The sequence below is a fragment of the Streptomyces sp. DSM 110735 genome, from assembly GCF_016482685.1.
Taxonomy (GTDB): domain Bacteria; phylum Actinomycetota; class Actinomycetes; order Streptomycetales; family Streptomycetaceae; genus Streptomyces.
Genome location: NZ_JACYHF010000020.1, coordinates 88,084 through 111,934 on the forward strand (window position 1 = coordinate 88,084; position 23,851 = coordinate 111,934).

A 23,851-nucleotide genomic window follows, 5' to 3' on the forward strand; every position below is an offset into this window, starting at 1 on the left:
ATGTACGAGCCCAGCGGTCAGAGCGGGGGCAGGGCGGGCAGCGTGCCGCCCCGTACCGTCAGCGCGGAGCCGTCGCGGCGGCCGGCGAGCCAGCCGAGCAGTTCGGCGGCCGGTCCCTCGACGGTGACCGGACCGCCCGGGGCGCCGCCGCCGGTCTTCCAGGTCCGTCCCGTCTCGGAGACCAGAACCGTCGAGGGAACGTCCGGGTGCTGCGCGAACCGCACCGTCAGGAAGTCGGTCTCCCGCTCGGTGAACTCCGCCGGAAGGTCCTCCAGCTCGTAGCCGGTGCCGAGGTCCACGTGGTGCAGCTCGACCTCGATCCACCGCCGGAACGGCACCCGGGCCGCGGTGTCGGTGACGCCGTTGCGCAGCTCCACGGTGCGGTTCCGGTCCGCCGGGGCCGCGGCCGTGTGCCGGAACCGGTCCGCGCTCGCGCGCAGGTCGTCGAGCTGGGCGGCGAGCGGGCGCGGGGCGTCGCGCTCGATGTCGGCGTCGCGGGTGGCGGCGTCGGCGTACATGGGGCGGGCTTCGAGGACGTTCACGAGAGCGTCGGCGTTGCGGGCGAGATGGGCGAGGACGTGTCCGCGGCTCCAGCCGGGAAGCCGTGACGGCTCGGCCAGTGACGCGTTGTCCAGTCCGGCGGCAGCGCTCAGGAGCCGTTCCGTCGCCGCGTGTACACAGGCCAGGTCATGCGCATCGTCGATCATGCGCCGAACCCTAGTCCCGCCACTCCTTCGGGTGAAGGTGGCGAACCAGGCCCGGTAATCGAAAGCGCGTGCTATATCGTCGTGAGTGGCGCCGGGCATGTTCAGGGCCCCGAGGTTGTTATGCAACCGGGAATCCGACCGGCGTTGTCAGTGGCTCCCCCTAGCCTGGAAGAGCACGGGGGCCCCGCCCCTGTCACTTCTCTCAAGAAAGGTGCGGACCGGCGTGGCCGACCGTCTCATCGTCCGTGGCGCGCGCGAGCACAACCTGAAGAATGTCTCGCTCGACCTGCCGCGTGACGCGCTCATCGTCTTCACGGGCCTGTCCGGGTCGGGCAAGTCCTCCCTGGCCTTCGACACGATCTTCGCCGAGGGCCAGCGTCGCTACGTGGAGTCCCTCTCCTCGTACGCCCGGCAGTTCCTCGGGCAGATGGACAAGCCCGACGTCGACTTCATCGAGGGTCTCTCCCCGGCCGTCTCCATCGACCAGAAGTCGACCTCCCGCAACCCGCGCTCCACGGTCGGCACCATCACCGAGGTCTACGACTACCTGCGCCTGCTCTTCGCGCGCGTGGGCAAGCCGCACTGCCCCGAGTGCGGGCGCCCGATCGCGCGCCAGTCGCCGCAGGCCATCGTGGACAAGGTCCTGGAGCTGCCCGAGGGCAGCCGCTTCCAGGTCCTCTCCCCGCTGGTGCGCGAGCGCAAGGGCGAGTTCGTGGACCTCTTCGCCGAGCTCCAGACCAAGGGCTACTCGCGCGCCCGGGTCGACGGCGAGACCATCCAGCTCTCCGAGCCGCCGACGCTGAAGAAGCAGGAGAAGCACACCATCGAGGTGGTCGTCGACCGCCTCACGGTGAAGGACTCCGCCAAGCGCCGCCTCACCGACTCCGTGGAGACCGCCCTCGGTCTGTCCGGCGGCATGGTCGTGCTCGACTTCGTCGACCTCCCCGAGGACGACCCCGAGCGCGAGCGCATGTACTCGGAGCATCTGTACTGCGCGTACGACGACCTCTCCTTCGAGGAGCTGGAGCCCCGCTCCTTCTCCTTCAACTCGCCGTTCGGCGCCTGTCCCGAGTGCACCGGCATCGGCACCCGGATGGAGGTCGACCCGGAGCTGATCGTCCCGGACGAGGAGAAGTCCCTCGACGAGGGCGCCATCCACCCCTGGTCGCACGGCCACACCAAGGACTACTTCGGCCGCCTGGTCGGCGCCCTCGCGGACGCGCTGGGCTTCCGCACCGACATCCCGTTCGCCGGGCTGCCGCAGCGGGCGAAGAAGGCCCTGCTGTACGGCCACAAGACCCAGATCGAGGTGCGCTACCGCAACCGGTACGGCCGCGAGCGCCGCTACACCACCCCCTTCGAGGGCGCGGTGCCCTTCGTCAAGCGGCGGCACAGCGAGGCCGAGAGCGACTCCAGCCGTGAGCGCTTCGAGGGCTACATGCGCGAGGTGCCCTGCCCCTCCTGCCAGGGCACGCGCCTGAAGCCGATCGTCCTCGCGGTCACCATCATGGGGAAGTCGATCGCCGAGGTCTCCGGCATGTCGATCAGCGACTGCGCGGAGTTCCTGGGCGAGCTGAAGCTGAACGCCCGCGACAAGAAGATCGCGGAGCGGGTGCTGAAGGAGGTCAACGAGCGGCTGCGGTTCCTGGTCGACGTCGGCCTGGACTACCTCTCCCTCAACCGCGCGGCCGGCACCCTCTCCGGCGGTGAGGCCCAGCGCATCCGCCTGGCCACCCAGATCGGTTCCGGTCTGGTCGGCGTGCTCTACGTCCTGGACGAGCCGTCCATCGGTCTGCACCAGCGGGACAACCACCGGCTGATCGAGACCCTGGTCCGGCTGCGCGACATGGGCAACACGCTCATCGTGGTCGAGCACGACGAGGACACCATCAAGGTCGCCGACTGGATCGTGGACATCGGTCCCGGCGCCGGTGAGCACGGCGGCAAGGTCGTGCACAGCGGTGACCTCAAGGAGCTGCTGGCCAACACCGAGTCGCAGACCGGTCAGTACCTCTCGGGCCGTAAGGCCATCCCGGTCCCGGATGTGCGCCGCCCGCTCGACCCGGACCGGCAGCTCGTCGTGCGCGGTGCCCGCGAGAACAACCTGCGGGACATCGACGTGGCCTTCCCGCTGGGCGTGTTCACGGCCGTCACGGGCGTGTCCGGCTCGGGCAAGTCCACGCTGGTCAACGACATCCTCTACACCCACCTGGCCCGCGAGCTGAACGGCGCGCGCAACGTCCCCGGACGGCACACGCGCGTGGACGGCGACGACCTGGTGGACAAGGTCGTGCACGTCGACCAGTCGCCCATCGGACGCACCCCGCGGTCCAACCCGGCGACCTACACCGGCGTCTTCGACCACGTCCGCAGGCTCTTCGCGGAGACCACCGAGGCGAAGGTCCGGGGCTACCTGCCCGGCCGCTTCTCCTTCAACGTCAAGGGAGGGCGTTGCGAGAACTGCGCGGGTGACGGCACGATCAAGATCGAGATGAACTTCCTCCCGGACGTCTACGTCCCGTGCGAGGTCTGCCACGGCGCCCGGTACAACCGGGAGACCCTGGAGGTCCACTACAAGGGCAAGTCCATCGCCGACGTGCTGAACATGCCGATCGAGGAGGCGACCGAGTTCTTCGAGGCCGTCCCCGCGATCTCCCGGCATCTGCGCACCCTCAAGGACGTCGGACTCGGCTACGTCCGGCTGGGGCAGTCCGCCACCACCCTGTCCGGCGGCGAGGCACAGCGCGTCAAGCTCGCCAGCGAACTGCAGAAGCGCTCCACCGGCCGCACGGTCTACGTCCTGGACGAGCCGACCACCGGTCTGCACTTCGAGGACATCAGCAAGCTCCTGAAGGTGCTCTCCGGACTGGTGGACAAGGGCAACTCGGTCATCGTCATCGAGCACAACCTCGACGTGATCAAGACCGCCGACTGGCTCATCGACATGGGTCCGGAAGGCGGCGCCGGAGGCGGCATCGTGGTCGCCGAGGGCACGCCCGAGGAGGTCGCGGCGGTTCCGGCCAGCCACACCGGCAAGTTCCTGCGCGAGGTGCTGGGCGCCGACCGGATCAGCGACGCGGAGCCGGTCAAGCCGCGCGCCACCCGCAAGACGGCGGCGGCGAAGAAGGCCACGACCACCAAGACGGCGACCGCCAAGGTCAACAGCACCGCCACCAAGAAGGCAGCCGCGGCCAAGAAGACCACGGCGACGAAGAAGACGGCGGCCGCGAAGAAGACGACGACGCGGGCCCGCAAAGCCTGACCGTCCTCGGCTGACGGTTCGTCACCAAGCGGCGCCCCCGGGAAAGTTCCCCGGGGGCGCCGCTCGTTCCACCGTCAGACACCCGGGCTGTCCTGCCCGGACCGGATCACCACTCACCCAGCTCCGCCGCGTACGGCGGCTCCGCGCCCGCCCGGGAACAGGTGAGCGCCGCGGCCCGGGCGGCGAAGCGCAGCAGCCGGTGCCAGCCGTCGGCGCCGAGACCGGCCAGCGCCTGCGCGGACAGCGCGTCCTGGGCGGAAAGTCCGTGCAGCAGGGCGGCGTTCACGGTGTCACCCGCGCCGATGGTGTCCACGACGTCGACCTTCTCGCCGGCCACGGAGTACTCCGCGTCCCGCGTGAAGACGGTGAGTCCGTCGCCGCCCCGGGTGAGTACGACCGCCGAAGGACCGGCGGCCAGCCACTCCGCCGGGCTGCCGCCGAGCCACGCCGCGTCCTCCTCGGACAGCTTCAGCAGGGTCACCGAGGGCAGCCAGCCCCGGAAGCGGGCCCGGTAGGCGTCCGCGTCCGGGATCAGCCCGGTGCGGATGTTGGGGTCGAGCGCGGTGAACAGGCCCTGGGCGGCGGCGGTCCGCATCAGCTCCGTGTAGGCGCTCGCGCCCGGCTCCAGGACGAGCGAACAGGTGCCGAAGGACACCGCGCGGGTACCGGCGGGGAGTGCGGAGGGGGCGGTGAAGAGACGGTCGGCGGTGCCCTCCACGTAGAAGGAGTAGGCGGCCGACCCGGCGGAGTCGATCGTGGCTACCGCGAGGGTGGTGGGTTCCGGGCCGCGCTGCACCCCGGACACGTCCACGCCCGCCTGCCGCAGTCCGTCGAGCAGTGCCTCCCCGAAGGCGTCGTGCGAGGCGCGGGAGGCGAAGGCGGTGGCGGAGCCCAGGCGGCCGAGGGCCACAGCCGTGTTGTACGGGCCGCCGCCGAGCGCGGGCTTGAGGCCGGCCAGGGCGCCGGGGCCCTGCGGTACCAGGTCGATCAGTGCCTCACCGGCGACGACGATCACGAGGTGGTTCCCTTCTCGGACTGCGCGGATGGTTCCGTGTTCTCCCCGGCGGGGCGCGCATCGGCGCCCTCGGCCGCGCCGCGCACCCCGCGCGCCTCCTCCGGGCATCCGCAGGAGGTGCGGTGGACGAAGGCACAGGGCAGCCGGACGGTCGTGGTCGGCCGGTCCGGCGCGGCCAGGCGGTCGAGCAGCACCCGTACGGCCCGGGCGCCCATCTCGCGGCTCGGCTGCGCGATGGCGGTGAGCCGGGGTGAGAAGAGGTCGGCCCAGGCGAAGTCGTCGAAGGAGCACAGGGCGATGTCGTCCGGCACGCTCAGCCCGCGCTCGCGCAGGGCGCGCAGGGTGCCGATGGTCATCGCGTTGTTGGCGGTGACGAGGGCCGTGGGCGCGCCGGGTCTGGAGAGCAGGTCGGCGGTCGCGCGCTCGGCGGCGGCCGACTCGGAGCTGCCGGACACGACCAGGTCGGCGTCGTAGGGGAGCCCGGCGCTGTCCAGTCCCTGGCGGTAGCCGGTGATCCGCTCGCTGGTCGTGCTGAGACCGGGCAGTCCGGCGATCAGACCGATACGACGGTGGCCCAGGTCGGCGAGGTGAGTGACAAGGCGGGCCATCGGCTCGCTGTTCTCGGCACAGACCTGATCGAAACCGCCCGCCTGTGACGTAAGTTGATCACGGGGGACGAGCCCGACGCCCCCGCCCGCGTCGCCGTTGCCGCCACCGTCTCCGTCGTCGTCCCGCGTGATCACCCGGTCCAGGAACACCGTCGGCACCGCCTGGCGGCGGAGGTAGGTCACCAGTTCCTCCGGCCGGGCCGAGGGGGCGACGATCATGCCGTCCACCCGGCGCTCGCGGAGCAGTTGGACGACCTTCAGTTCGTGCTCGGGGTCGTCGTGCGGGTCGGCGATGAGGAGGCTGTAGCCCTGGGCGAGGGCGGCTGCCTCGACGCCCTGGAGGATCTCGGTGAAGTACGGATTGCTGATCGCGGACACCGCGAGCCCGATGGAGCGGGTGCGGGAGGTGACCAGGGAGCGGGCGAGGGTGTTCGGGGTGTAGCCGAGGGCGTCCACCGCGTCCAGGACTGCCTGGCGGGTGTGGGGCAGGACCGGGCGCGTGTCGTTGAGCACGTGGGACACGGTCGCCACGGAGACTCCGGCACGCCGGGCGACGTCGGCCATGGTGGGCATCGCGGTTCCCTCCCCGGGGTGTCCGCCGGGGGCACGGGTGAGCCCTCCTGGCTGAGGACGGACCGTCGGTGGTCCGTACCCGTGGCGAACCCCCGGCTGCCGCGCTGAGAGTTCTCCGGGCGGGAAGGTATCCCATCCACCACCCAGCCGTAAACGCTTGCGCAAGCGCTTGCGAGTGGAGCGCGCGGCCGCCCGGTGCGCGGGAGACGTGACATCCCCGCTCCACCGCGCGCCCTGGCTGCGAAGCCGCCCGTGCGGCCCGGTCCCGGAGCGGCGCTTGCGCTTGGGTTGCGGAGCCATGCGCACACCCTGGTCCCTGAGCCGCCCACGCGCCCGGGCCGCGAAGCGCCCGCGCACCCCGTCCCGGAGCCGCCCACGCACTCCGTCCCCGAGCCGCCGCGCACCCCGGCCGCGAAGCGACCGCGCGCCGTGCTCTCAGAGCCGCCCGCGCTCGGGATCCTGAAGCGCACCCAGCCCGGTCCCGCCCGGAGGCGGCTGTGCTCCCCGGCTTCAGAGCCGCCCAGGCGCGCTGCCCATGCGCCTCCGAGCCGCCCGGTGCCCGCCCCGGAGCCCTCCGTCCTCCCATCCCCGGAACCACTCGCGCACTCCGCCCTGGAACCACCCGCGCACCCGCCCCGGAGCCCCCCCCGCGCCCGCCCCCCCCAGATCACTGCCGCACCCGCCCGGAGCGCGCCGAGCGCCCGCCCCCAGACCACCCGCCCCGGAGACACCCGCGCACCGAGCCCCGAGCCCCGAGCCGCCCACGTACCCACTGCCGGGGTCCCGGCCGCCCCGCCTCCGACCCGTCCGCTCTGCCCGGGTATCGTCGGGCTGCATACCGTCTGACCTGTGGAGAGCCTGATGCCGGCCCAGTCGTCCGCGAGCCGTCGTACCGTCCTTCGAGGGGCCGCCGTGGCCCCGGTCGCCGGGCTCGGCCTGGCCGCCTGCGCGGCGCCGGGCGGCTCCTCCGCGCCGACCCCGACCGCGCCCGTCGACCTCGGCGCGGAGAGCGAGGTCGCCAAGGGCGGGGCCAGGCTCTACCGGGACCACAATGTGGTCGTCAGCAGGGGCGCGGACGGCGCCCTGAAGGCGTACAGCACGATCTGTACGCACGCGGGCTGCGCGATCAACAAGCTCCAGGGCACGACTCTGACCTGCCCCTGCCACGGCAGCGAGTTCGACGCGGCGACCGGCAAGGTGCTCGCCGCCCCGGCCACCGAGCCGCTGAACGAACTGCCGGTGAAGGTCTCGGACGGCAGGATCGTCGCGGGCCCCAAGGGCTGACCCCGGACGCCCGGACCGGACCGGCTACGCCTCCGCCGGACCCTCCCATTCCCAGGCGATCCCCACCATGCCAGGGCGCACCCGGGGCTCGACCACGTGGACGCTGCGGTACGGGTGCGTCACCGGGAGTTCGACGCGGCCACCGCGCGGTGCCGCCGGGGAGACCTGGCTGAAGCGGTGGCAGCGCACCGGCAGCGCGGGACTGTCGAAGCGGACCTGGAGGGCGTACTGGCCGCCCAGCGCGCCGAACCGGTGCACGTACTCGTGCGAGACCCCGGCCGTGCCGTCGGCGACGCCGTAGCGGAACAGGAAGGTGTCGCCCCGGCGCAGCGGGGTGCCGAAGAGCAGCTCCGCCGCCAGGACCCCCGTGTCCCGGTCGAACAGGACGCGCCCGGTGCGGCAGTTCTCCAGGGCGCGGACGGCCATGCCGCGCGGATCGCAGCCGGGGTCGCCCTGGTGGACGGCGACGAAGCGGTCCACGCCGTCGCGGTGGGCGCGCACGATGTGCTCGGACTCGCGGGCGGCCAGCTCGCGCCGGGTGCCGATGCGGACGCGCTCGTGGTGTCCGAGGACGTGCAGTCCGCCGTCGGAGATCCAGCCCAGCTCGGCCTGGAGGCGGCGCAGCACCCCGGAGGTCTCCAGCAGGGAGCGGTAGGAGCGGGTCGCCGGGCGCCCGTGCACGGAGCGGTCACCGGACTCGGCGAGCAGCCGGATCAGTGACTCCTCGGGCAGCCGCAGTATCTCCTCCAGCGCGCGTACGGCGCGCAGCGACTCGGGGCGCTGCGGTCGGCGTGCCCCCTGTTGCCAGTAACTCAGGCTGGTCAGACCCACCTTGACCCCGTGGCGGGTCAGATGGTGCTGCACACGCTGGAGCGGCAGCCCGCGCGCGGCGATGGCGGCGCGCAGCGCCACGTGGAAGGGGCCGCCCCGCAGGACGGTGTCCAGCTCGGGCACGTCCGGGGGAGCGGCGGCGTCCGTGTGCTCTGTGACATGCCACATGCACAGAAGCCTTTCTGTGAGGTGTCACCTCGGCTGGTCAGACCGAGGCGCGGGGTTCTGCTTGCCACCCCGTGGGGCACCGGGGCGCGTCGGCACGCGGCACGCCGTGCGCGTGCGCCGTGCGGGCGCCGCCCCGAGTTCCCCCGCATTGAAGCGTGTTGACTTGGACCCGACAACACCCCGGACAGTGCGGTGGCCCACACGCCACCCCTGTACGACGCCCCGCACGGGCCCCGCGACAGCCGCCGGGAGCGGCCTTCCGCAACGCTCCCGACACCCCGCCGTCACCCCGCGCCCACCCTCAGGACGTGCCGGTGCGCCGTACGGGGGCGGCGTTGTCCACAGGCCCGACGCGGTGTCCGTCCTCGCCAGTAGGGTGTGAGACATGGCCGACCCCTCCAGCTACCGCCCCAGGCCGGGAGACATCCCGGACTCCCCGGGGGTGTACCGATTCCGCGACGAGCACCGCCGGGTGATCTACGTCGGAAAGGCCAAAAGCCTGCGCCAGCGCCTGGCCAACTACTTCCAGGACCTGACGAACCTCCACCCCCGCACCCGGTCGATGGTCACCACCGCCGCGTCCGTGGAGTGGACGGTGGTGTCCACGGAGGTCGAGGCGCTCCAGCTCGAGTACTCCTGGATCAAGGAGTACGACCCCCGGTTCAACGTCAAGTACCGCGACGACAAGAGCTACCCGTACCTCGCGGTGACCATGAACGAGGAGTTCCCGCGCGTCCAGGTGATGCGCGGTCACAAGAAGAAGGGCGTGCGGTACTTCGGTCCTTACGCGCACGCGTGGGCCATCCGCGACACCGTCGACCTGCTGCTGCGCGTCTTCCCGGTGCGCACCTGCTCCGCCGGGGTCTTCAAGAACGCCGCCCGCACCGACCGCCCCTGCCTGCTGGGGTACATCGGCAAGTGCTCGGCCCCCTGCGTCGGCCGGATCTCGCCGGAGGAGCACTACGAGCTGGCCGAGGAGTTCTGCGACTTCATGGCGGGCCGCACCGGCACCTATCTGCGCCGCCTGGAGAAGCAGATGGCGGAGGCGGCCGACGAGATGGAGTACGAGCGGGCCGCCCGCCTGCGCGACGACATCGGCGCCCTGAAGAAGGCCATGGAGAAGAACGCGGTCGTGCTCGCCGACGCGACCGACGCCGACCTGATCGCCGTCGCCGAGGACGAGCTGGAGGCGGCCGTCCAGATCTTCCACGTGCGCGGCGGCCGGGTGCGCGGCCAGCGCGGCTGGGTCACCGACAAGGTCGAGGAGATCACCACCGGCGCCCTCGTCGAACACGCCCTCCAACAGCTCTACGGCGAGGAGCGCGGGGACTCGGTGCCCAAGGAGGTGCTGGTCCCGGCGCTGCCCGACCCGGTGGAGCCGGTCCAGGAGTGGCTGACCGGCAGGCGCGGGGCGAACGTGTCGCTGCGCATCCCGCAGCGCGGTGACAAGAAGGCGCTGATGGAGACCGTGCAGCGCAACGCCCAGCAGTCTCTCGCCCTGCACAAGACCAAGCGCGCCTCCGACCTGACCACGCGCTCGCGCGCCCTGGAGGAGATCGCCGACGCCCTCGGTCTGGACAGCGCCCCGCTGCGCATCGAGTGCTACGACATCTCCCACCTCCAGGGCGACGACGTGGTCGCCTCCATGGTCGTCTTCGAGGACGGCCTCCAGCGCAAGAACGAGTACCGCCGCTTCCAGATCAAGGGCTTCGCGGGCCAGGACGACGTCCGCTCCATGCACGAGGTCATCACCCGCCGCTTCCGGCGCTACCTCGCGGAGAAGGAGCGGTCCGGGGAGTGGACGGCGGAGGAGGAGACCCCGGCGGACGGGGGAGTCTCACTCACGGACGGCGCGTCTGTCTCCGACGGTCCGACGGGTGCTGACGGTGCCCTGGCGGGCGGCGCGTCTGTCTCCGACGGTCCGACGGGTGCCGACGATGCCCTCGCGGACGGCGCGGCTGTCTCCGACGGTCCCACCGGCACCGATGCCGCCCTCACCGACGGCGCGCCCCTCGGTGACGGCGCCCTTCCCGCCGGTACCGAAGCCACCCCGCGCCCCCTCCCCACCGCCACCGACGGCGCCCCCCTCCCCGCCCCCGCCCAGGCTGCCGCCCCCCTCCCCGGTCCCGGTCAGGACGGGGACCTGTTCACCGACCCGCTCAAGGACGACGACGGCCGTCCCCGGAAGTTCGCCTATCCGCCGCAGCTCGTCGTGGTCGACGGCGGTCAGCCGCAGGTCGCGGCGGCCCAGCGGGCGCTGGACGAGCTGGGGATCGACGACATCGCCGTGTGCGGACTCGCCAAGCGCCTGGAGGAGGTCTGGGTCCCCGGCGAGGACGACCCGGTCGTACTGCCGCGCACCAGCGAGGGGCTCTATCTGCTCCAGCGCGTGCGTGACGAGGCGCACCGCTTCGCCATCACCTACCAGCGGACCAAGCGGGCCAAGCGCCTGCGCTCCGGCCCGCTGGACGACGTGCCCGGCCTCGGCGACACCCGCAAGCAGGCGCTCCTCAAGCACTTCGGCTCGGTCAAGCGGCTGCGCGCCGCCACGATCGAGCAGATCCAGGAAGTACCCGGCATAGGCCGGAAGACGGCCGAGACCATCGCCGCGGCACTCGCGCGCGCCGTCCCGGCCGGACCCGCCGTGAACACGGCGACCGGAGAGATCATCGATGACGAGGAACCCGGCACGACGCCGGATTCCCCCGGAGAGCCCGTGAGCGCGGGTCTCCCGGACGACCGACGGGGGCAGGAGAGATGACCGAGCACGACACGGGACCCGAGCGGAGCGAACGCGCGCAGGGGAAGGCGGGCGAGGTACGGCCACGGGAAGCGGCCGGGGAGAACGGAGCACAGGTGAGTACGGACGGCACGGCGAACGGGGCCCAGGACGCGGCCATCCCCGAGCTGGTGATCATCTCCGGGATGTCCGGAGCGGGCCGGTCCACCGCGGCCAAGTGCCTGGAGGACCTCGGCTGGTTCGTCGTGGACAACCTCCCGCCCGCGCTGATCCCCACCATGGTGGAGCTGGGCGCCCGCTCGCAGGGCAACGTCGCCCGGATCGCGGTCGTCGTCGACGTGCGCGGCCGCCGCTTCTTCGACAACCTCCGCGAGTCCCTCGCCGACCTCGACAGCCGGGGCGTCACCCGGCGGATCGTCTTCCTGGAGTCCTCCGACGAGGCGCTGGTGCGCCGCTTCGAGTCGGTGCGCCGCCCGCACCCCCTCCAGGGCGACGGCCGGATCGTGGACGGCATCGCCGCCGAGCGCGAGCTGCTGCGCGAGCTGCGCGGCGATGCCGACCTGGTGATAGACACCTCCAGCCTCAACGTGCACGAACTGCGCGCCAAGATGGACGCCCAGTTCGCCGGTGAGGAGGAGCCGGAGCTGCGGGCCACGGTGATGTCCTTCGGCTTCAAGTACGGGCTGCCGGTCGACGCCGACCTCGTCGCCGACATGCGCTTCCTGCCCAACCCGCACTGGGTGCCGGAGCTGCGCCCCTTCACGGGGGTCAACGAGGAGGTCGCCTCCTACGTCTTCAACCAGCCCGGCGCCAAGGAGTTCCTCGACCGCTACGCCGAGCTGCTGCGCCTGATCGCGGCCGGGTATCGGCGCGAGGGCAAGCGGTATGTGACCATCGCCATCGGCTGTACCGGCGGCAAGCACCGTTCGGTGGCGATGTCGGAGAAGCTCGCCGCGCGTCTGGCGGCAGAGGGCGTGGAGACGGTGGTCGTACACCGGGACATGGGACGGGAATGACAGGACGTACACGGCGGCTCGCCGGTCTGCGCCGGGTGGTGCCGGAGGGGCGCGCGGGCCGCGCCATGGCGGAGGCCCGGGCGGGCCGCGCCGAAGCGCGTGGCGGTCGGCCGCGCAGGCGGGGGGCGCAGCCCAAGGTGGTCGCCCTCGGCGGCGGCATGGGTCTGTCCGCCTCGCTCGCCGCGCTGCGCCGGATCACCGGCGACCTCACCGCCGTGGTCACGGTGGCCGACGACGGCGGCTCCAGCGGGCGGCTGCGCGACGAACTGGGGGTGCTGCCCCCCGGCGACCTGCGCAAGGCGCTGGCCGCCCTGTGCGGCGACGACGACTGGGGTCAGACCTGGGCCCGGGTCATCCAGCACCGCTTCCACTCCAAGGGCGATCTGCACGACCACGCGGTGGGCAATCTGCTGATCGTCGCGCTGTGGGAGCAGCTCGGCGACCATGTGCAGGCCCTGGACCTGGTCGGCAAGCTGCTCGGCGCGCACGGGCGCGTGCTGCCGATGTCGGCGGTGCCGCTGGAGCTGCAGGCGCTGGTCAAGGGGCACGACCCGGAGCGCCCCGAGGACGTGGACACGGTGCGCGGCCAGGCGACCGTCGCCCTCACGCCGGGCGAGGTGCAGTCGGTGCACGTCGTGCCGTCCGACCCGCCCGCCGTGCCCGAGGCGGTCGAGGCGGTGCTGGACGCGGACTGGGTGGTGCTCGGTCCCGGCTCCTGGTTCTCCTCGGTCATCCCGCACCTTCTGGTCCCCGAGCTGCTCGACGCGCTCACCGACACCAAGGCGCGCAAGGTGCTCCCGCTGAACCTGGCCCCGCAGCCGGGCGAAACCGAGGGCTTCTCCCCGCAGCGTCATTTGGAGGTTTTGGGGCGACACGCCCCTAAACTCGCCCTGGACGTGGTGCTGGCCGACGAGGCTGCCGTGCCCGACCGCGATTCGCTCACCGAGGCCGCCAAGCGGCTGGGAGCGGCGGTCGAGCTGGCGCCGGTGGCCCGGACCGACGGAACTCCCCGGCACGATCCGGAGCTGTTGGCCGCCGCGTACGACCGTATTTTTCGGATGCATGGAAGGATCGGCCCATGGCGATGACGGCAGCGGTGAAGGATGAGATCTCCCGGCTCCCCGTCACCCGGACCTGCTGCAGGAAGGCGGAGGTCTCCGCCCTTCTGCGGTTCGCCGGCGGCCTCCACCTGGTGAGCGGGCGCATTGTGATCGAGGCGGAGCTGGACACCGCGATGGCGGCCCGCCGCCTCAAGCGGGACATTCTGGAGATCTTCGGCCACAGCTCCGAACTGATCGTGATGGCACCCGGCGGTCTGCGCCGGGGCTCGCGCTACGTGGTGCGCGTGGTCGCCGGTGGCGATCAGCTCGCCCGGCAGACGGGCCTGGTGGACGGCCGGGGGCGCCCGATCCGCGGTCTGCCGCCCCAGGTGGTCTCCGGCGCGACCTGTGACGCCGAGGCGGCCTGGCGCGGCGCGTTCCTCGCGCACGGCTCGCTCACCGAGCCCGGCCGGTCCTCCTCGCTGGAGGTGACCTGCCCCGGTCCCGAGGCGGCGCTCGCGCTGGTCGGCGCCGCCCGCAGACTGTCCATCGCCGCCAAGGCCCGCGAGGTGCGCGGGGTGGACCGGGTCGTCGTCCGCGACGGCGACGCGATCGGCGCCCTGCTCACCCGGCTCGGCGCGCACGAGTCGGTGCTGGCCTGGGAGGAGCGGCGAATGCGCCGCGAGGTGCGGGCCACCGCCAACCGGCTCGCCAACTTCGACGACGCCAACCTGCGCCGCTCGGCCCGCGCCGCCGTCGCCGCCGGAGCCCGGGTGCAGCGCGCGCTGGAGATCCTCGCCGACGAGGTGCCCGAGCATCTTGCCGCCGCCGGGCGACTGCGCATGGAGCACAAGCAGGCGTCCCTGGAGGAGCTGGGCGCGCTCGCGGACCCGCCGCTGACCAAGGACGCGGTCGCCGGCCGTATCCGCCGTCTGCTGGCGATGGCCGACAAGCGCGCCTCCGACCTGGGCATCCCGGGCACGGAGGCCAACCTCTCGGAGGAGCTGGCGGACAACCTCGTCGGCTGATCCCCTCGGCCTCGTCGGCTGAGCTGTGCGACCTCGTCGGCCGAGCCGCGCGGTCTCGTCCGCCGAGTCACGCGGCGGAACCACGGTGTGAGAGCCGGTGCCGGGCGCCCGTTCGGGTGGTCGGCACCGGCTTTCGCGTGTCCGTGAGGCGCCCTTGACGACCCCCTGGTGTGACATGAGCCTGGCAACCTGGTCCGCGCTGTGGCGGACCACCACGAGGGGGGTTCATGAGACACCCAGTGAGATCGATCCTCGCCGCCGGAGCCCTGCTGGCGGGCACGGCGGCCCTCGGGCCCGTACCGGCGCAGGCCCAGCCCCACGCCGCGAGCGCCGCGAAGACGGACCGCGCCGCCGAGGTCAAGGTCTTCCGCGCCGAGGTGACCCGCGCCCAGTTGCCCCTGCTGATCGCGGCGGGCCAGGACGGCCGCGAACTGGAGGCGCAGGCGGCCGGAGCGGGCCGCAGCACCGTCGAGGTGTACCTCACCGACCGCCAGGCCGGGCACCTGCGCGCCCAGGGCGTGCGCCTCACCGAGCACGAGCTGCCGAAGGCGGCGGACAGGCGGGTCGCCGCCGCCGCGCAGGGCGTCTTCCGCCCCTACAGCGGCAGCGGCGGACTCCAGGAGGAGCTGCTGCGCACCGCGCGCGAGCACCCGGACCTCGCCAAGGTCGAGTCCATCGGGCGCACCGTCCAGGGCAAGGACATCCTCGCGCTCAAGCTGACCAAGGACGCCAGGCGCTCGAAGGACGGCGCCAGGCCCGCCGTGCTGTACCTGTCCAACCAGCACGCGCGCGAGTGGATCACCCCGGAGATGACCCGGCGGCTGATGCACCACTATCTGGACAACTACCGCTCGGACCAACGGATCAGAAAGATCGTCGACACCACCGAGCTGTGGTTCGTCCTCTCCGCCAACCCCGACGGCTACGACTACACCTTCCAGAGCGACGACACCCGCCTGTGGCGCAAGAACCTGCGCGACCTCAACGGCGACGGCGTGATCGGCGCGGGCGACGGCGTCGACCTCAACCGCAACTTCCCCTACAAGTGGGGCTACGACGACGAGGGTTCGTCCCCCAGCCCCGCCTCCGAGACCTACCGCGGTCCCGCCCCCGCCTCCGAACCCGAGACCAAGGCGCTGGACGCGTTCGAGAAGCGGGTCGGCTTCCGATACGCCGTCAACTACCACTCCGCCGCCGAACTCCTCCTCTACGGCATCGGCTGGCAGGTCGCCACGCCCAGCCCCGACGACGTCCTCTACAAGGCACTGGCCGGCACCCCGGAGCACTCCGCGATCCCCGGCTACCGCCCGCAGATCTCCTCCGAGCTGTACACCACCAACGGCGAGGCGGACGGCCACGCCGCCAACGTCAACGGCATGGCGATGTTCACCCCCGAGATGTCCACCTGCCAGACCGCCTCGGAGTCCGACCCGGACGACGCCTGGAACCCGGACGACTGCCGGTCGGTGTTCAGCTTCCCCGACGACGAGCGGCTGATCCAGCGGGAGTTCGAGAAGAACGTGCCCTTCGCGCTGTCCGTCGCCGAGACCGCCACGCACCCCGACCGCCCCTCCTCCTCGGTCGGTCTGAGCGCGGCCGACTTCACCCCCGCCCCCTTCACCACCTCGTACGCGCGCGGCGCCGGCCAGGAGGTCTCCGTCGTCGCGCGCAAGGCGGTCCGCGACAAGCGGCTCGAGTACCGCGTCAACGGCGGCCGTACGCACCAGCGGAGCCTGCGCGCCTGGAAGGGCGGCGAGCGCTACGGCGGCGCCGACCACCTCTACTTCGACGAGTACCGCGCCGAGGTGCCGGAGACCAAGCCCGGCGACCGGGTCCAGGTGTGGTTCAGCGGCAAGGGGAAGAACGGCGCGAAGACCGCCAGCACCCCCTTCACGTACACCGTCGAGAAGCGCCCCGCCGCCGACACCCTCGTCGTCGCGGAGGAGGGCGCGGGAGCCGCGCGGGCGACCGCCTACACGGACGCGCTGCGGGCGGCCGGACACCACGCCCTGGTGTGGGACACCGCGAGCCGGGGAGCCCCGGACGCGCTCGGCGTGCTCGGTCACTTCCGCACGGTCGTGCACTACGCGGGTCCCGGCGGACCCGGCAACGCCGTCCAGCTCCAGTTGCGCGCCTACCTCAACGAGGGCGGGCGGCTGATCGAGGCGGGGGAGACGGCGGGAGGCAGCGTCGACCTCGGCGGCGGCAACCGCTCGAACGACTTCAGCCAGTACTGGCTCGGCGCCTACAGCCGCACCTCCGTCAAGGGCGTCACCGCGCTGACCGGCTCCGGCGCCCTCTCCGGGGTCTCCGCCGCCCTCGGTGACGTACCCGGCGACCCGCTCGACGCGGCCGGTGCCTACGGGGTCACCTCCGACGAGCTTCCGGTCGCCGCCTACCCCCAGTTCAAGAGCGCGGGCGCGGGCGCCTTCGCCGGAACCCCCACACCGTACGGTCCGTACTCCGGCTCCTATATGGCCGCCGCCGTCCACACCGACGACGCCTACAAGCGCCTCACCCGCACCGTCGACCTCACCGGTGTCACCGCCGCCGACAAGCCCGCGCTGAGCACCCGGCTGCTGTGGGACACCGAGCCCGGCTACGACCACGCGATCGTCGAGGTCCACACCGTGGGCGCCGACGACTGGACGACCCTGCCCGAGGCGGGCGGCGCGACCGGCTCGGCCGTGCCCGAGGAGTGCGGGGCCGGGTTCCTGATCGGCGAGCACCCCTGGCTGCGCCACTATCTGACGCTCTCCGGCGGCGCCTGCACGGCGACCGGCACCACCGGCGCCTGGCACAGCCTCACCGGCGCCTCCGCGGGCTGGCAGCACACGGAGTTCGACCTGAGCGCCTACGCGGGACGGAACGTCGAGGTGTCCGTCTCCTATGTCACCGACCCCGGCACCGGCGGCCATGGCGTCCTCGTGGACGACGCCTCGCTCGTCGTCGGCGGCACGGCGCGGGACACCGAGGGCTTCGAGACCTCCCTCGGTCCCTGGCGCGCTGCCGGACCCCCGCCCGGCAGTCCCGGCGTGCTGAAGGACTGGACGCGCACCGGCGCCCTCTTCCGCACCTACGGAGCGGTCACCACCCGCGACACGGTGCTGCTCGGATTCGGTCTGGACCAGGTGTCCTCGGCGGCCGACCGGACCGCGCTGATGCGCAAGGCGCTGGCCGCGCTCGGCAGATGACGGGAGCCGTCGCTCACAGGTGAGCGAGACCCCCACTCAACGGTGCGCGGGAGCACCTGACATCAGGTGAGCCGACACCCTCACGAACGAGTGAAATACCCGCCCGCGACGGCGGTCAGTCCCTGACAAAAAGGAGTGAAACGACCGCCGTTCCGGGCTGGTCCGTACCCTACTGACGGGTAAGGAAGACCTGCCCGTGTATGCGCCATCTCGATGTCACCCAGGGGGCCGCGGAGAGGTAGGGTCGGGGGTGGTCGGGGACATCCCAAATACAGCTCGCCGGCACCGCATAAGCCGGCGTACCAACGAGGAGATCGGTTCGTGACGATCCGCGTAGGCATCAACGGCTTCGGCCGCATCGGGCGTAACTACTTCCGCGCACTGCTGGAGCAGGGTGCGGACATCGAGGTTGTGGCTGTCAACGACCTGGGTGACACCGCGACCACGGCGCACCTGCTGAAGTACGACACCATCCTGGGCCGCCTCAAGGCCGAGGTCACGCACACCGCCGACACCATCACGGTCGACGGCCACACCATCAAGGTGCTCTCCGAGCGCAACCCCGCCGACATCCCGTGGGGCGAGCTGGGCGTCGACGTCGTCATCGAGTCGACCGGCATCTTCACCAAGCGCGACGACGCCGCCAAGCACCTCGCCGGTGGCGCCAAGAAGGTCCTCATCTCGGCTCCGGCCAAGGACGAGGACATCACCATCGTCATGGGCGTCAACCAGGACAAGTACAACCCGGAGACGGACCACGTCATCTCCAACGCCTCGTGTACGACCAACTGCGTCGCGCCGATGGCCAAGGTCCTGGACGAGAACTTCGGCATCGTCAGCGGTCTGATGACGACGGTGCACGCGTACACCAACGACCAGCGCATCCTTGACTTCCCGCACAAGGACCTGCGCCGCGCCCGCGCCGCCGCCGAGAACATCATCCCGACCACCACCGGTGCCGCCAAGGCCACCGCGCTGGTCCTGCCGCAGCTCAAGGGCAAGCTCGACGGCATCGCGATGCGCGTCCCGGTCCCGACCGGCTCGGCCACCGACCTGGTCGTGGAGCTGCAGCGCGAGGTCACCAAGGACGAGGTCAACGCCGCGTTCAAGAAGGCTTCCGAGGACGGCTCCCTCAAGGGCTACCTGTCCTACACCGAGGACGAGATCGTCTCCTCCGACATCGTCGGCGACCCGTCCTCCTGCACCTTCGACTCCTCCCTGACCATGGTGCAGGACGGCAACACGGTGAAGATCCTCGGCTGGTACGACAACGAGTGGGGCTACTCCAACCGCCTCGTGGACCTCACGGTCTTCGTCGGCGAGCAGCTCTGAACGACCCCAGCAGGACCTTGAAGTGAGAGCAGGGCCCGGGCAGCGCACGGCCGCGCTGACCGGGCCCTGTCTCACGCACGGACCACGCCCTCTTACGATCGGGGGCATCACGAGCCCTCCTCAGGAGTCCACTCAATGAAGACGATCGACGAACTTCTCGCCGACGGCGTGAGCGGCAAGCGGGTCTTCGTCCGCGCCGACCTCAACGTGCCGCTGGCCGACGGGACCATCACCGACGACGGCCGTATCCGCGCCGTACTGCCCACCGTCAAGGCGCTCGCGGACGCGGGCGCCAAGGTGGTCGTCGCCTCCCACCTGGGCCGCCCCAAGGGCGCCCCGGACCCGGCCTTCTCGCTGCTGCCCGCCGCCGAGCGTCTCGGTGAACTCCTCGGCGCCCCGGTCGCCTTCGCCCAGGACACCGTCGGTCCCGCCGCCCACGCCGCCGTCGACGGTCTGGAGCCCGGCCAGGTCGCCGTCATCGAGAACCTGCGCTTCAACCCCGGCGAGACCTCCAAGGACGACGCGGAGCGCGCCGAGTTCGCGGACCGGCTCGCCGCTCTCGCGGATGTGTACGTGGGCGACGGCTTCGGTGCCGTGCACCGCAAGCACGCCTCCGTCTACGACCTCCCGGCGCGGCTGCCGCACTACGCCGGTTACCTGATCGCCCAGGAGGTCGGTGTCCTGAAGAAGCTCACCGACGACGTCAAGCGCCCCTACGTCGTCGTGCTCGGCGGCGCCAAGGTCTCCGACAAGCTCGCCGTCATCGACCAGCTCCTCGGCAAGGCCGACCGGCTGCTCATCGGCGGCGGCATGGCCTACACCTTCCTCAAGGCCCAGGGCCACGAGGTCGGCATCTCCCTCCTCCAGGAGGACCAGATCCCGACGGTGAAGGAGTACATGGAGCGCGCCGAGAAGAACGGCGTCGAGCTGGTCCTCCCCGTCGACGTCCTGGTCTCCCCGGAGTTCCCGGACCTGAAGACCAAGGCGCCCGCCCAGTACACCGTGGTCGACGCGGACAAGATCCCCGCCGACCAGGAGGGTCTGGACATCGGTCCGAAGACCCGCGAGCTGTACGCCTCGAAGCTCGCCGACGCCGAGACCGTCTTCTGGAACGGTCCGATGGGCGTCTTCGAGCACCCCGACTACGCCGAGGGCACCAAGGCGGTCGCCCAGGCGCTCGTCGACTCCGACGGCTTCACCGTCGTCGGTGGCGGTGACTCCGCCGCCGCGGTGCGTACGCTCGGTTTCGACGAGAACGCATTCGGCCACATCTCGACCGGTGGCGGCGCCTCCCTCGAATACCTCGAGGGCAAGACGCTCCCCGGCCTCGCCGCACTGGAGGACTGACCCCGCATGACCACTCGCACGCCGATCATGGCGGGCAACTGGAAGATGAACCTCAACCACCTCGAGGCCATCGCGCACGTCCAGAAGCTCGCCTTCGCCCTGGCCGACAAGGACTACGACGCGGTCGAGGTGGCCGTGCTGCCGCCCTTCACCGACCTGCGCTCGGTGCAGACCCTGGTCGACGGCGACAAGCTGAAGATCAAGTACGGCGCCCAGGACATCTCCGAGCACGACTCCGGTGCCTACACCGGCGAGATCTCCGGCCCGATGCTGGCCAAGCTCAAGTGCTCCTACGTGGTCATCGGCCACTCCGAGCGCCGCCAGTACCACCACGAGACCGACGAGATCGTCAACGCCAAGGTCAAGGCCGCCTTCAAGCACGGCCTCACCCCGATCCTGTGCGTCGGCGAGGAGCTGGACGTCCGCGAGGCCGGCGACCACGTCGCCCACACCCTCCGCCAGATCGAGGGCGGTCTGAAGGACGTCCCCGCCGACCAGGCCGAGACGATCGTCATCGCCTACGAGCCCGTGTGGGCCATCGGCACCGGCAAGGTCTGCGGCTCCGAGGACGCCCAGGAGGTGTGCGGCGCGATCCGGGGCAAGCTCGCCGAGCTGTACTCCCAGGACGTCGCCGACAAGATCCGCATCCAGTACGGCGGCTCCGTGAAGGCGGCCAACGTGGCCGAGATCATGGCGAAGCCGGACATCGACGGCGCCCTGGTCGGCGGTGCCTCGCTGGACACGGACGAGTTCGTCAGGATCGTGCGCTTCCGCGACCAGTGACCGGTCGCGATCAACGACCGTGATCATCGGTCGTGATCAAGGCCGTGAGTAGGCGGTAGCGGCGATACGTCGTACCCTTGCGAGGGGCATGGCCAGGGTGCCGTGCCCCGTCGTCCATCCGAATCCGAGGAAGTTGGTCCAGCCGTGGTTTTGGGGTTCTCGATCGCCCTGATCGTCTTCAGCCTGCTGCTGATGCTGCTGGTGCTGATGCACAAGGGGAAGGGCGGCGGCCTCTCCGACATGTTCGGTGGCGGCATGCAGTCCTCCGTCGGCGGCTCCTCGGTCGCCGAGCGCAACCTCGACCGCATCACCATCGTGATCGGTCTGCTGTGGTTCGCGTGCATCATCGTCCTCGGCATCCTGATGAAGTCGAACGCCTGACGCGCACGTCCGCGCCGCACAACTCCATACATCCCGTACGTAAAGCCCCATGTTCGGTACGCGCTCCACGGCGCGGCCTATCATGGGGCTTGCGTCTGGGCGGGGACCGTACCTCCCATCACTGGACGCGCGTTGGGCCTTACGTAGACTGAGGCGCTCGCGGCGAAGCGAAAGGCCGACCTGCTTCGCGGCACCATCACGCAGGGAGTTACGACCGTGGCAAGTGGCAACGCGATCCGAGGAAGCCGGGTCGGGGCGGGGCCGATGGGCGAGGCAGAGCGCGGGGAGTCCGCTCCGCGGCTGCGCATCTCCTTCTGGTGCTCCAACGGGCACGAGACCCAGCCGAGCTTCGCCAGCGACGCGCAGGTCCCCGACACCTGGGACTGCCCGCGCTGCGGCTTCCCGGCCGGTCAGGACCGGGACAACCCGCCGGACCCGCCGCGCACCGAGCCCTACAAGACGCACCTGGCGTATGTCCGGGAGCGGCGCAGCGACGCGGACGGCGAGGCGATCCTCGCCGAGGCGCTCGCCAAACTGCGGGGCGAGATCTAATAGTTCACACCGGCCGGGCGCCCCTGGGGCACCCGGCCGGAGCCGTACCGCCCGGCGGTCAGGACCCGTTGTCAGTGGTGCCCGCTACGGTTCACGCATCGATGGAACGTGTGTCGACGCATCGTGTGCCGACGGGGACCACGAGGGGGGACGGATGGCCGGGGGCGTGGCGGCGGGGGAGCGGGCGCCCGCGTGGCGCGGGGGATTCGGGCGGCTGTGGACGGCCGCGATCGTCTCCCGCGTCGGTGACGCGCTGCGCACGGTCGCGCTGCCGCTGCTCGCGGTGCGTCTGACGGACGATCCGCTCGCGGTCGCCGCCGTCAGCGCCTGCGGCTATGTGCCCTGGCTGCTGTTCGGACTGCTCGGCGGCGCGGTCGCGGACCGGGTGGACCAGCGCCGGGCCATGTGGTCGGTCGACCTCGTACGCGCCCTGCTGGTCGCCGCCTTCGCCCTCGCCGTCGGGCAGGGGCACGTCTCGCTCCCGCTGCTGATCGCCCTCGCCTTCTGTCTGACCGCCCTTCAGACGCTCTTCGACAACGCCGCCACGGCCCTGCTGCCCTCCCTGGTCCGGCCGGACGAGCTGGGCGCCGCCAACGCCCGGCTGATGACGGGTCAGCAGCTCGCGGGCGGACTGCTCACCGGTCCGTTCGTGCCGCTGCTGTTCGCGGCGGGAGCCGCGATGCCCTTCGCGGCCGACGCGGGCACCTTCCTGGCCGCCGCCGCACTCGTGGCGTCGCTGCGCACCGCGCCCCCGGACCGCGAGCCCCGGCCGCGGGGCAGCACCCTGCGCGCCGAGACCGCCGAGGGGCTGCGCACCCTGTGGCGCGACCCCGCGCTGCGCGCCTGCTGCGTGGCGACCCTGCTGTGCAACATCGGCATGGGTGGTCTCATCGCCACCCTCGTCCTGCACGTCACCGGCTGGCTGCACGCGGGCAACTCCGGCTACGCGGCGGCCATGTCGGTGTACGCCGCCGGAAGCGTCGCCGGTGGCTTCCTGGCCCAGCGGATCGCCCGCCGCACCGGGCGCGTGCGGGCCCTGCTCCTCGGCGGCACCGTGCAGACCGCCGCGCTCCTCCTCATGGGCTCGGTGCGCCATCTGTCCGCACTGCTCGTCGCGATGGCCGTGCTCGGCGCCATGGGCATGGTGTGGAACGTGAACCAGAGGACGCTGATGCAGCAGCGGGCTCCCGCGTCCACGACCGGCCGGGTCTCGGCGGCGTTCCGTACCGCCTCCGTCGCCGGGGCGCCGCTCGGCGCGCTGCTCGCCGGGGGTGCCGCACGGTTCCTCGGGCTCCAAGCCCCTGCCCTGCTCGCGGGCGCCCTCTTCGCCCTGGCCGTCGTCTCGCTGATACCGGCGCGGCGCGCGGACGTACCAGTGGTCACGACGCGGGGGGACACGGCCACCGTCTCTCCCGCCCGCTGATCAACTAGGTTGGTTCCGCCGCCGGGCAAGGTACGCGGCAGGACAGGCCCAGGAAGGAAGGCTGAAGTCGGAGATGAACGCAGACGGCCGTACCAGGCTCAACCAGTTGCCCGAGTGGGACGCCCTCGCCCGGCACCGCGAGGACATCGCGGGAACCGACCTGCGGGAGCTGTTCGCCGCCGATCCCGGGCGCGGCACCGGATACACCGTCCAGGTCGGTGACCTCTACATCGACTACAGCAAGAACCTGGTGACGGACGAGACGCTCGCCCTGCTCCAGGAACTGGCCACGGCCACGGACGTGTTCGGGCTGCGGGACGCGATGTTCCGTGGTGAGCGAATCAACGTGACCGAGGACCGCGCGGTCCTGCACACCGCGCTGCGCGCCCCGCGTGAGGCGGTCATCGAGGTGGACGGCGAGAACGTCGTCCCCGCTGTGCACGCGGTCCTCGACAAGATGGCTGCCTTCGCCGACCGGGTCCGCTCGGGCGAGTGGACCGGGCACACCGGCAAGCGGATCAAGAACGTCGTGAACATCGGTATCGGCGGCTCGGATCTGGGTCCGGC

Annotated in this window: 17 protein-coding genes and 1 pseudogene; 14 read left to right on the forward strand and 4 right to left on the reverse strand. The window is 71.7% G+C overall.

The genetic code is table 11. The annotated features are described in order from the left end of the window. Positions 1-17 precede the first annotated feature (17 nt). A complete protein-coding gene (locus IF655_RS25330; RefSeq protein WP_199587425.1) occupies positions 18-707 on the reverse strand; it encodes a maleylpyruvate isomerase family mycothiol-dependent enzyme in 690 nt (229 codons plus the stop codon). A gap of 223 nt (positions 708-930) precedes the next feature. On the opposite strand from IF655_RS25330, the gene uvrA reads away from it, so the two are divergent. Then, entirely contained in the window at positions 931-3,969 is a 3,039-nt protein-coding gene (uvrA, locus tag IF655_RS25335) for an excinuclease ABC subunit UvrA (protein WP_199587426.1), read from the forward strand. 106 nt (positions 3,970-4,075) lie between these two features. Here the strand turns inward: uvrA and IF655_RS25340 are convergent, their stop codons facing one another. Both IF655_RS25340 and IF655_RS25345 read right to left on the reverse strand, forming a co-directional pair. Further along, the gene (locus IF655_RS25340; protein WP_199587427.1) at positions 4,076-4,984 is read right to left on the reverse strand and encodes a carbohydrate kinase; all 909 of its coding nucleotides are present in this window, start codon (positions 4,982-4,984) and stop codon (positions 4,076-4,078) included. After that, positions 4,981-6,165: a LacI family DNA-binding transcriptional regulator gene (locus IF655_RS25345; RefSeq protein WP_199587428.1), complete on the reverse strand. Its 1,185-nt coding sequence runs from the start codon at positions 6,163-6,165 to the stop codon at positions 4,981-4,983. The genes IF655_RS25340 and IF655_RS25345 overlap by 4 nt, the downstream gene beginning before the upstream one ends. A gap of 861 nt (positions 6,166-7,026) precedes the next feature. Here IF655_RS25345 and IF655_RS25350 point away from each other — a divergent pair. Further along, positions 7,027-7,449, forward strand: coding sequence for a Rieske (2Fe-2S) protein (locus tag IF655_RS25350; RefSeq protein WP_199587443.1), 423 nt, complete (start codon positions 7,027-7,029; stop codon positions 7,447-7,449). A 24-nt stretch (positions 7,450-7,473) separates the two neighbouring features. Here the strand turns inward: IF655_RS25350 and IF655_RS25355 are convergent, their stop codons facing one another. Then, complete coding sequence (locus tag IF655_RS25355) at positions 7,474-8,448, reverse strand: hypothetical protein (RefSeq protein WP_199587429.1); 975 nt, start codon at positions 8,446-8,448, stop codon at positions 7,474-7,476. A 385-nt stretch (positions 8,449-8,833) separates the two neighbouring features. Between IF655_RS25355 and uvrC the strand changes: the two genes are divergently transcribed. The 12 genes and pseudogenes from uvrC to IF655_RS25415 all read left to right on the forward strand — a co-directional run. Continuing rightward, positions 8,834-11,209: an excinuclease ABC subunit UvrC gene (uvrC, locus tag IF655_RS25360; RefSeq protein ID WP_199587430.1), complete on the forward strand. Its 2,376-nt coding sequence runs from the start codon at positions 8,834-8,836 to the stop codon at positions 11,207-11,209. Further along, positions 11,206-12,204, forward strand: coding sequence for an RNase adapter RapZ (rapZ, locus tag IF655_RS25365; protein ID WP_199587431.1), 999 nt, complete (start codon positions 11,206-11,208; stop codon positions 12,202-12,204). Before uvrC ends, rapZ begins: the two co-directional genes overlap by 4 nt. After that, positions 12,201-13,292: a uridine diphosphate-N-acetylglucosamine-binding protein YvcK gene (gene yvcK / locus IF655_RS25370; RefSeq protein ID WP_199587432.1), complete on the forward strand. Its 1,092-nt coding sequence runs from the start codon at positions 12,201-12,203 to the stop codon at positions 13,290-13,292. The genes rapZ and yvcK overlap by 4 nt, the downstream gene beginning before the upstream one ends. Then, positions 13,283-14,272 carry a DNA-binding protein WhiA gene (whiA, locus tag IF655_RS25375; RefSeq protein ID WP_018545744.1) on the forward strand — a complete coding sequence of 330 codons (990 nt, stop codon included), beginning with the start codon at positions 13,283-13,285 and terminating at the stop codon, positions 14,270-14,272. The genes yvcK and whiA overlap by 10 nt, the downstream gene beginning before the upstream one ends. Before the next feature lie 227 nt (positions 14,273-14,499). Further along, positions 14,500-17,466: a M14 family metallopeptidase gene (locus IF655_RS25380; protein ID WP_199587433.1), complete on the forward strand. Its 2,967-nt coding sequence runs from the start codon at positions 14,500-14,502 to the stop codon at positions 17,464-17,466. Positions 17,467-17,787: 321 nt separating this feature from the next. Continuing rightward, positions 17,788-18,798, forward strand: a complete 1,011-nt coding sequence (gap, locus tag IF655_RS25385) for a type I glyceraldehyde-3-phosphate dehydrogenase (RefSeq protein WP_199587434.1) — start codon at positions 17,788-17,790, stop codon at positions 18,796-18,798. 135 nt (positions 18,799-18,933) lie between these two features. Continuing rightward, a complete protein-coding gene (pgk, locus tag IF655_RS25390) occupies positions 18,934-20,145 on the forward strand; it encodes a phosphoglycerate kinase (protein ID WP_199587435.1) in 1,212 nt (403 codons plus the stop codon). 6 nt (positions 20,146-20,151) lie between these two features. After that, positions 20,152-20,928, forward strand: coding sequence for a triose-phosphate isomerase (gene tpiA, locus IF655_RS25395; protein WP_199587436.1), 777 nt, complete (start codon positions 20,152-20,154; stop codon positions 20,926-20,928). A gap of 144 nt (positions 20,929-21,072) precedes the next feature. Next, positions 21,073-21,309 (forward strand): preprotein translocase subunit SecG, encoded by a 237-nt coding sequence (gene secG / locus IF655_RS25400; protein WP_161178236.1) that lies wholly within the window; start codon positions 21,073-21,075, stop codon positions 21,307-21,309. Positions 21,310-21,525: 216 nt separating this feature from the next. Next, on the forward strand, positions 21,526-21,861 hold the full coding sequence (locus tag IF655_RS25405) for an RNA polymerase-binding protein RbpA (RefSeq protein ID WP_003957010.1): 336 nt from the start codon (positions 21,526-21,528) through the stop codon (positions 21,859-21,861). 154 nt (positions 21,862-22,015) lie between these two features. Beyond that, positions 22,016-23,284 (forward strand): MFS transporter, encoded by a 1,269-nt coding sequence (locus IF655_RS25410; protein WP_199587437.1) that lies wholly within the window; start codon positions 22,016-22,018, stop codon positions 23,282-23,284. 73 nt (positions 23,285-23,357) lie between these two features. Next, positions 23,358-23,851: pseudogene (locus IF655_RS25415) on the forward strand (glucose-6-phosphate isomerase); the annotation flags it as partial.

Coding starts and splice junctions, on each gene's coding strand:
- yvcK (WP_199587432.1), top strand. CDS start 12,201: ATGACAGGACGTACACGGCGGCTCGCCGGTCTGCGCCGGGTGGTGCCG.
- IF655_RS25380 (WP_199587433.1), top strand. CDS start 14,500: ATGAGACACCCAGTGAGATCGATCCTCGCCGCCGGAGCCCTGCTGGCG.
- uvrC (WP_199587430.1), top strand. CDS start 8,834: ATGGCCGACCCCTCCAGCTACCGCCCCAGGCCGGGAGACATCCCGGAC.
- IF655_RS25410 (WP_199587437.1), top strand. CDS start 22,016: ATGGCCGGGGGCGTGGCGGCGGGGGAGCGGGCGCCCGCGTGGCGCGGG.
- IF655_RS25350 (WP_199587443.1), top strand. CDS start 7,027: ATGCCGGCCCAGTCGTCCGCGAGCCGTCGTACCGTCCTTCGAGGGGCC.
- whiA (WP_018545744.1), top strand. CDS start 13,283: ATGGCGATGACGGCAGCGGTGAAGGATGAGATCTCCCGGCTCCCCGTC.
- tpiA (WP_199587436.1), top strand. CDS start 20,152: ATGACCACTCGCACGCCGATCATGGCGGGCAACTGGAAGATGAACCTC.
- pgk (WP_199587435.1), top strand. CDS start 18,934: ATGAAGACGATCGACGAACTTCTCGCCGACGGCGTGAGCGGCAAGCGG.
- IF655_RS25330 (WP_199587425.1), bottom strand. CDS start 707: ATGATCGACGATGCGCATGACCTGGCCTGTGTACACGCGGCGACGGAA.
- IF655_RS25355 (WP_199587429.1), bottom strand. CDS start 8,448: ATGTGGCATGTCACAGAGCACACGGACGCCGCCGCTCCCCCGGACGTG.
- rapZ (WP_199587431.1), top strand. CDS start 11,206: ATGACCGAGCACGACACGGGACCCGAGCGGAGCGAACGCGCGCAGGGG.
- IF655_RS25345 (WP_199587428.1), bottom strand. CDS start 6,165: ATGCCCACCATGGCCGACGTCGCCCGGCGTGCCGGAGTCTCCGTGGCG.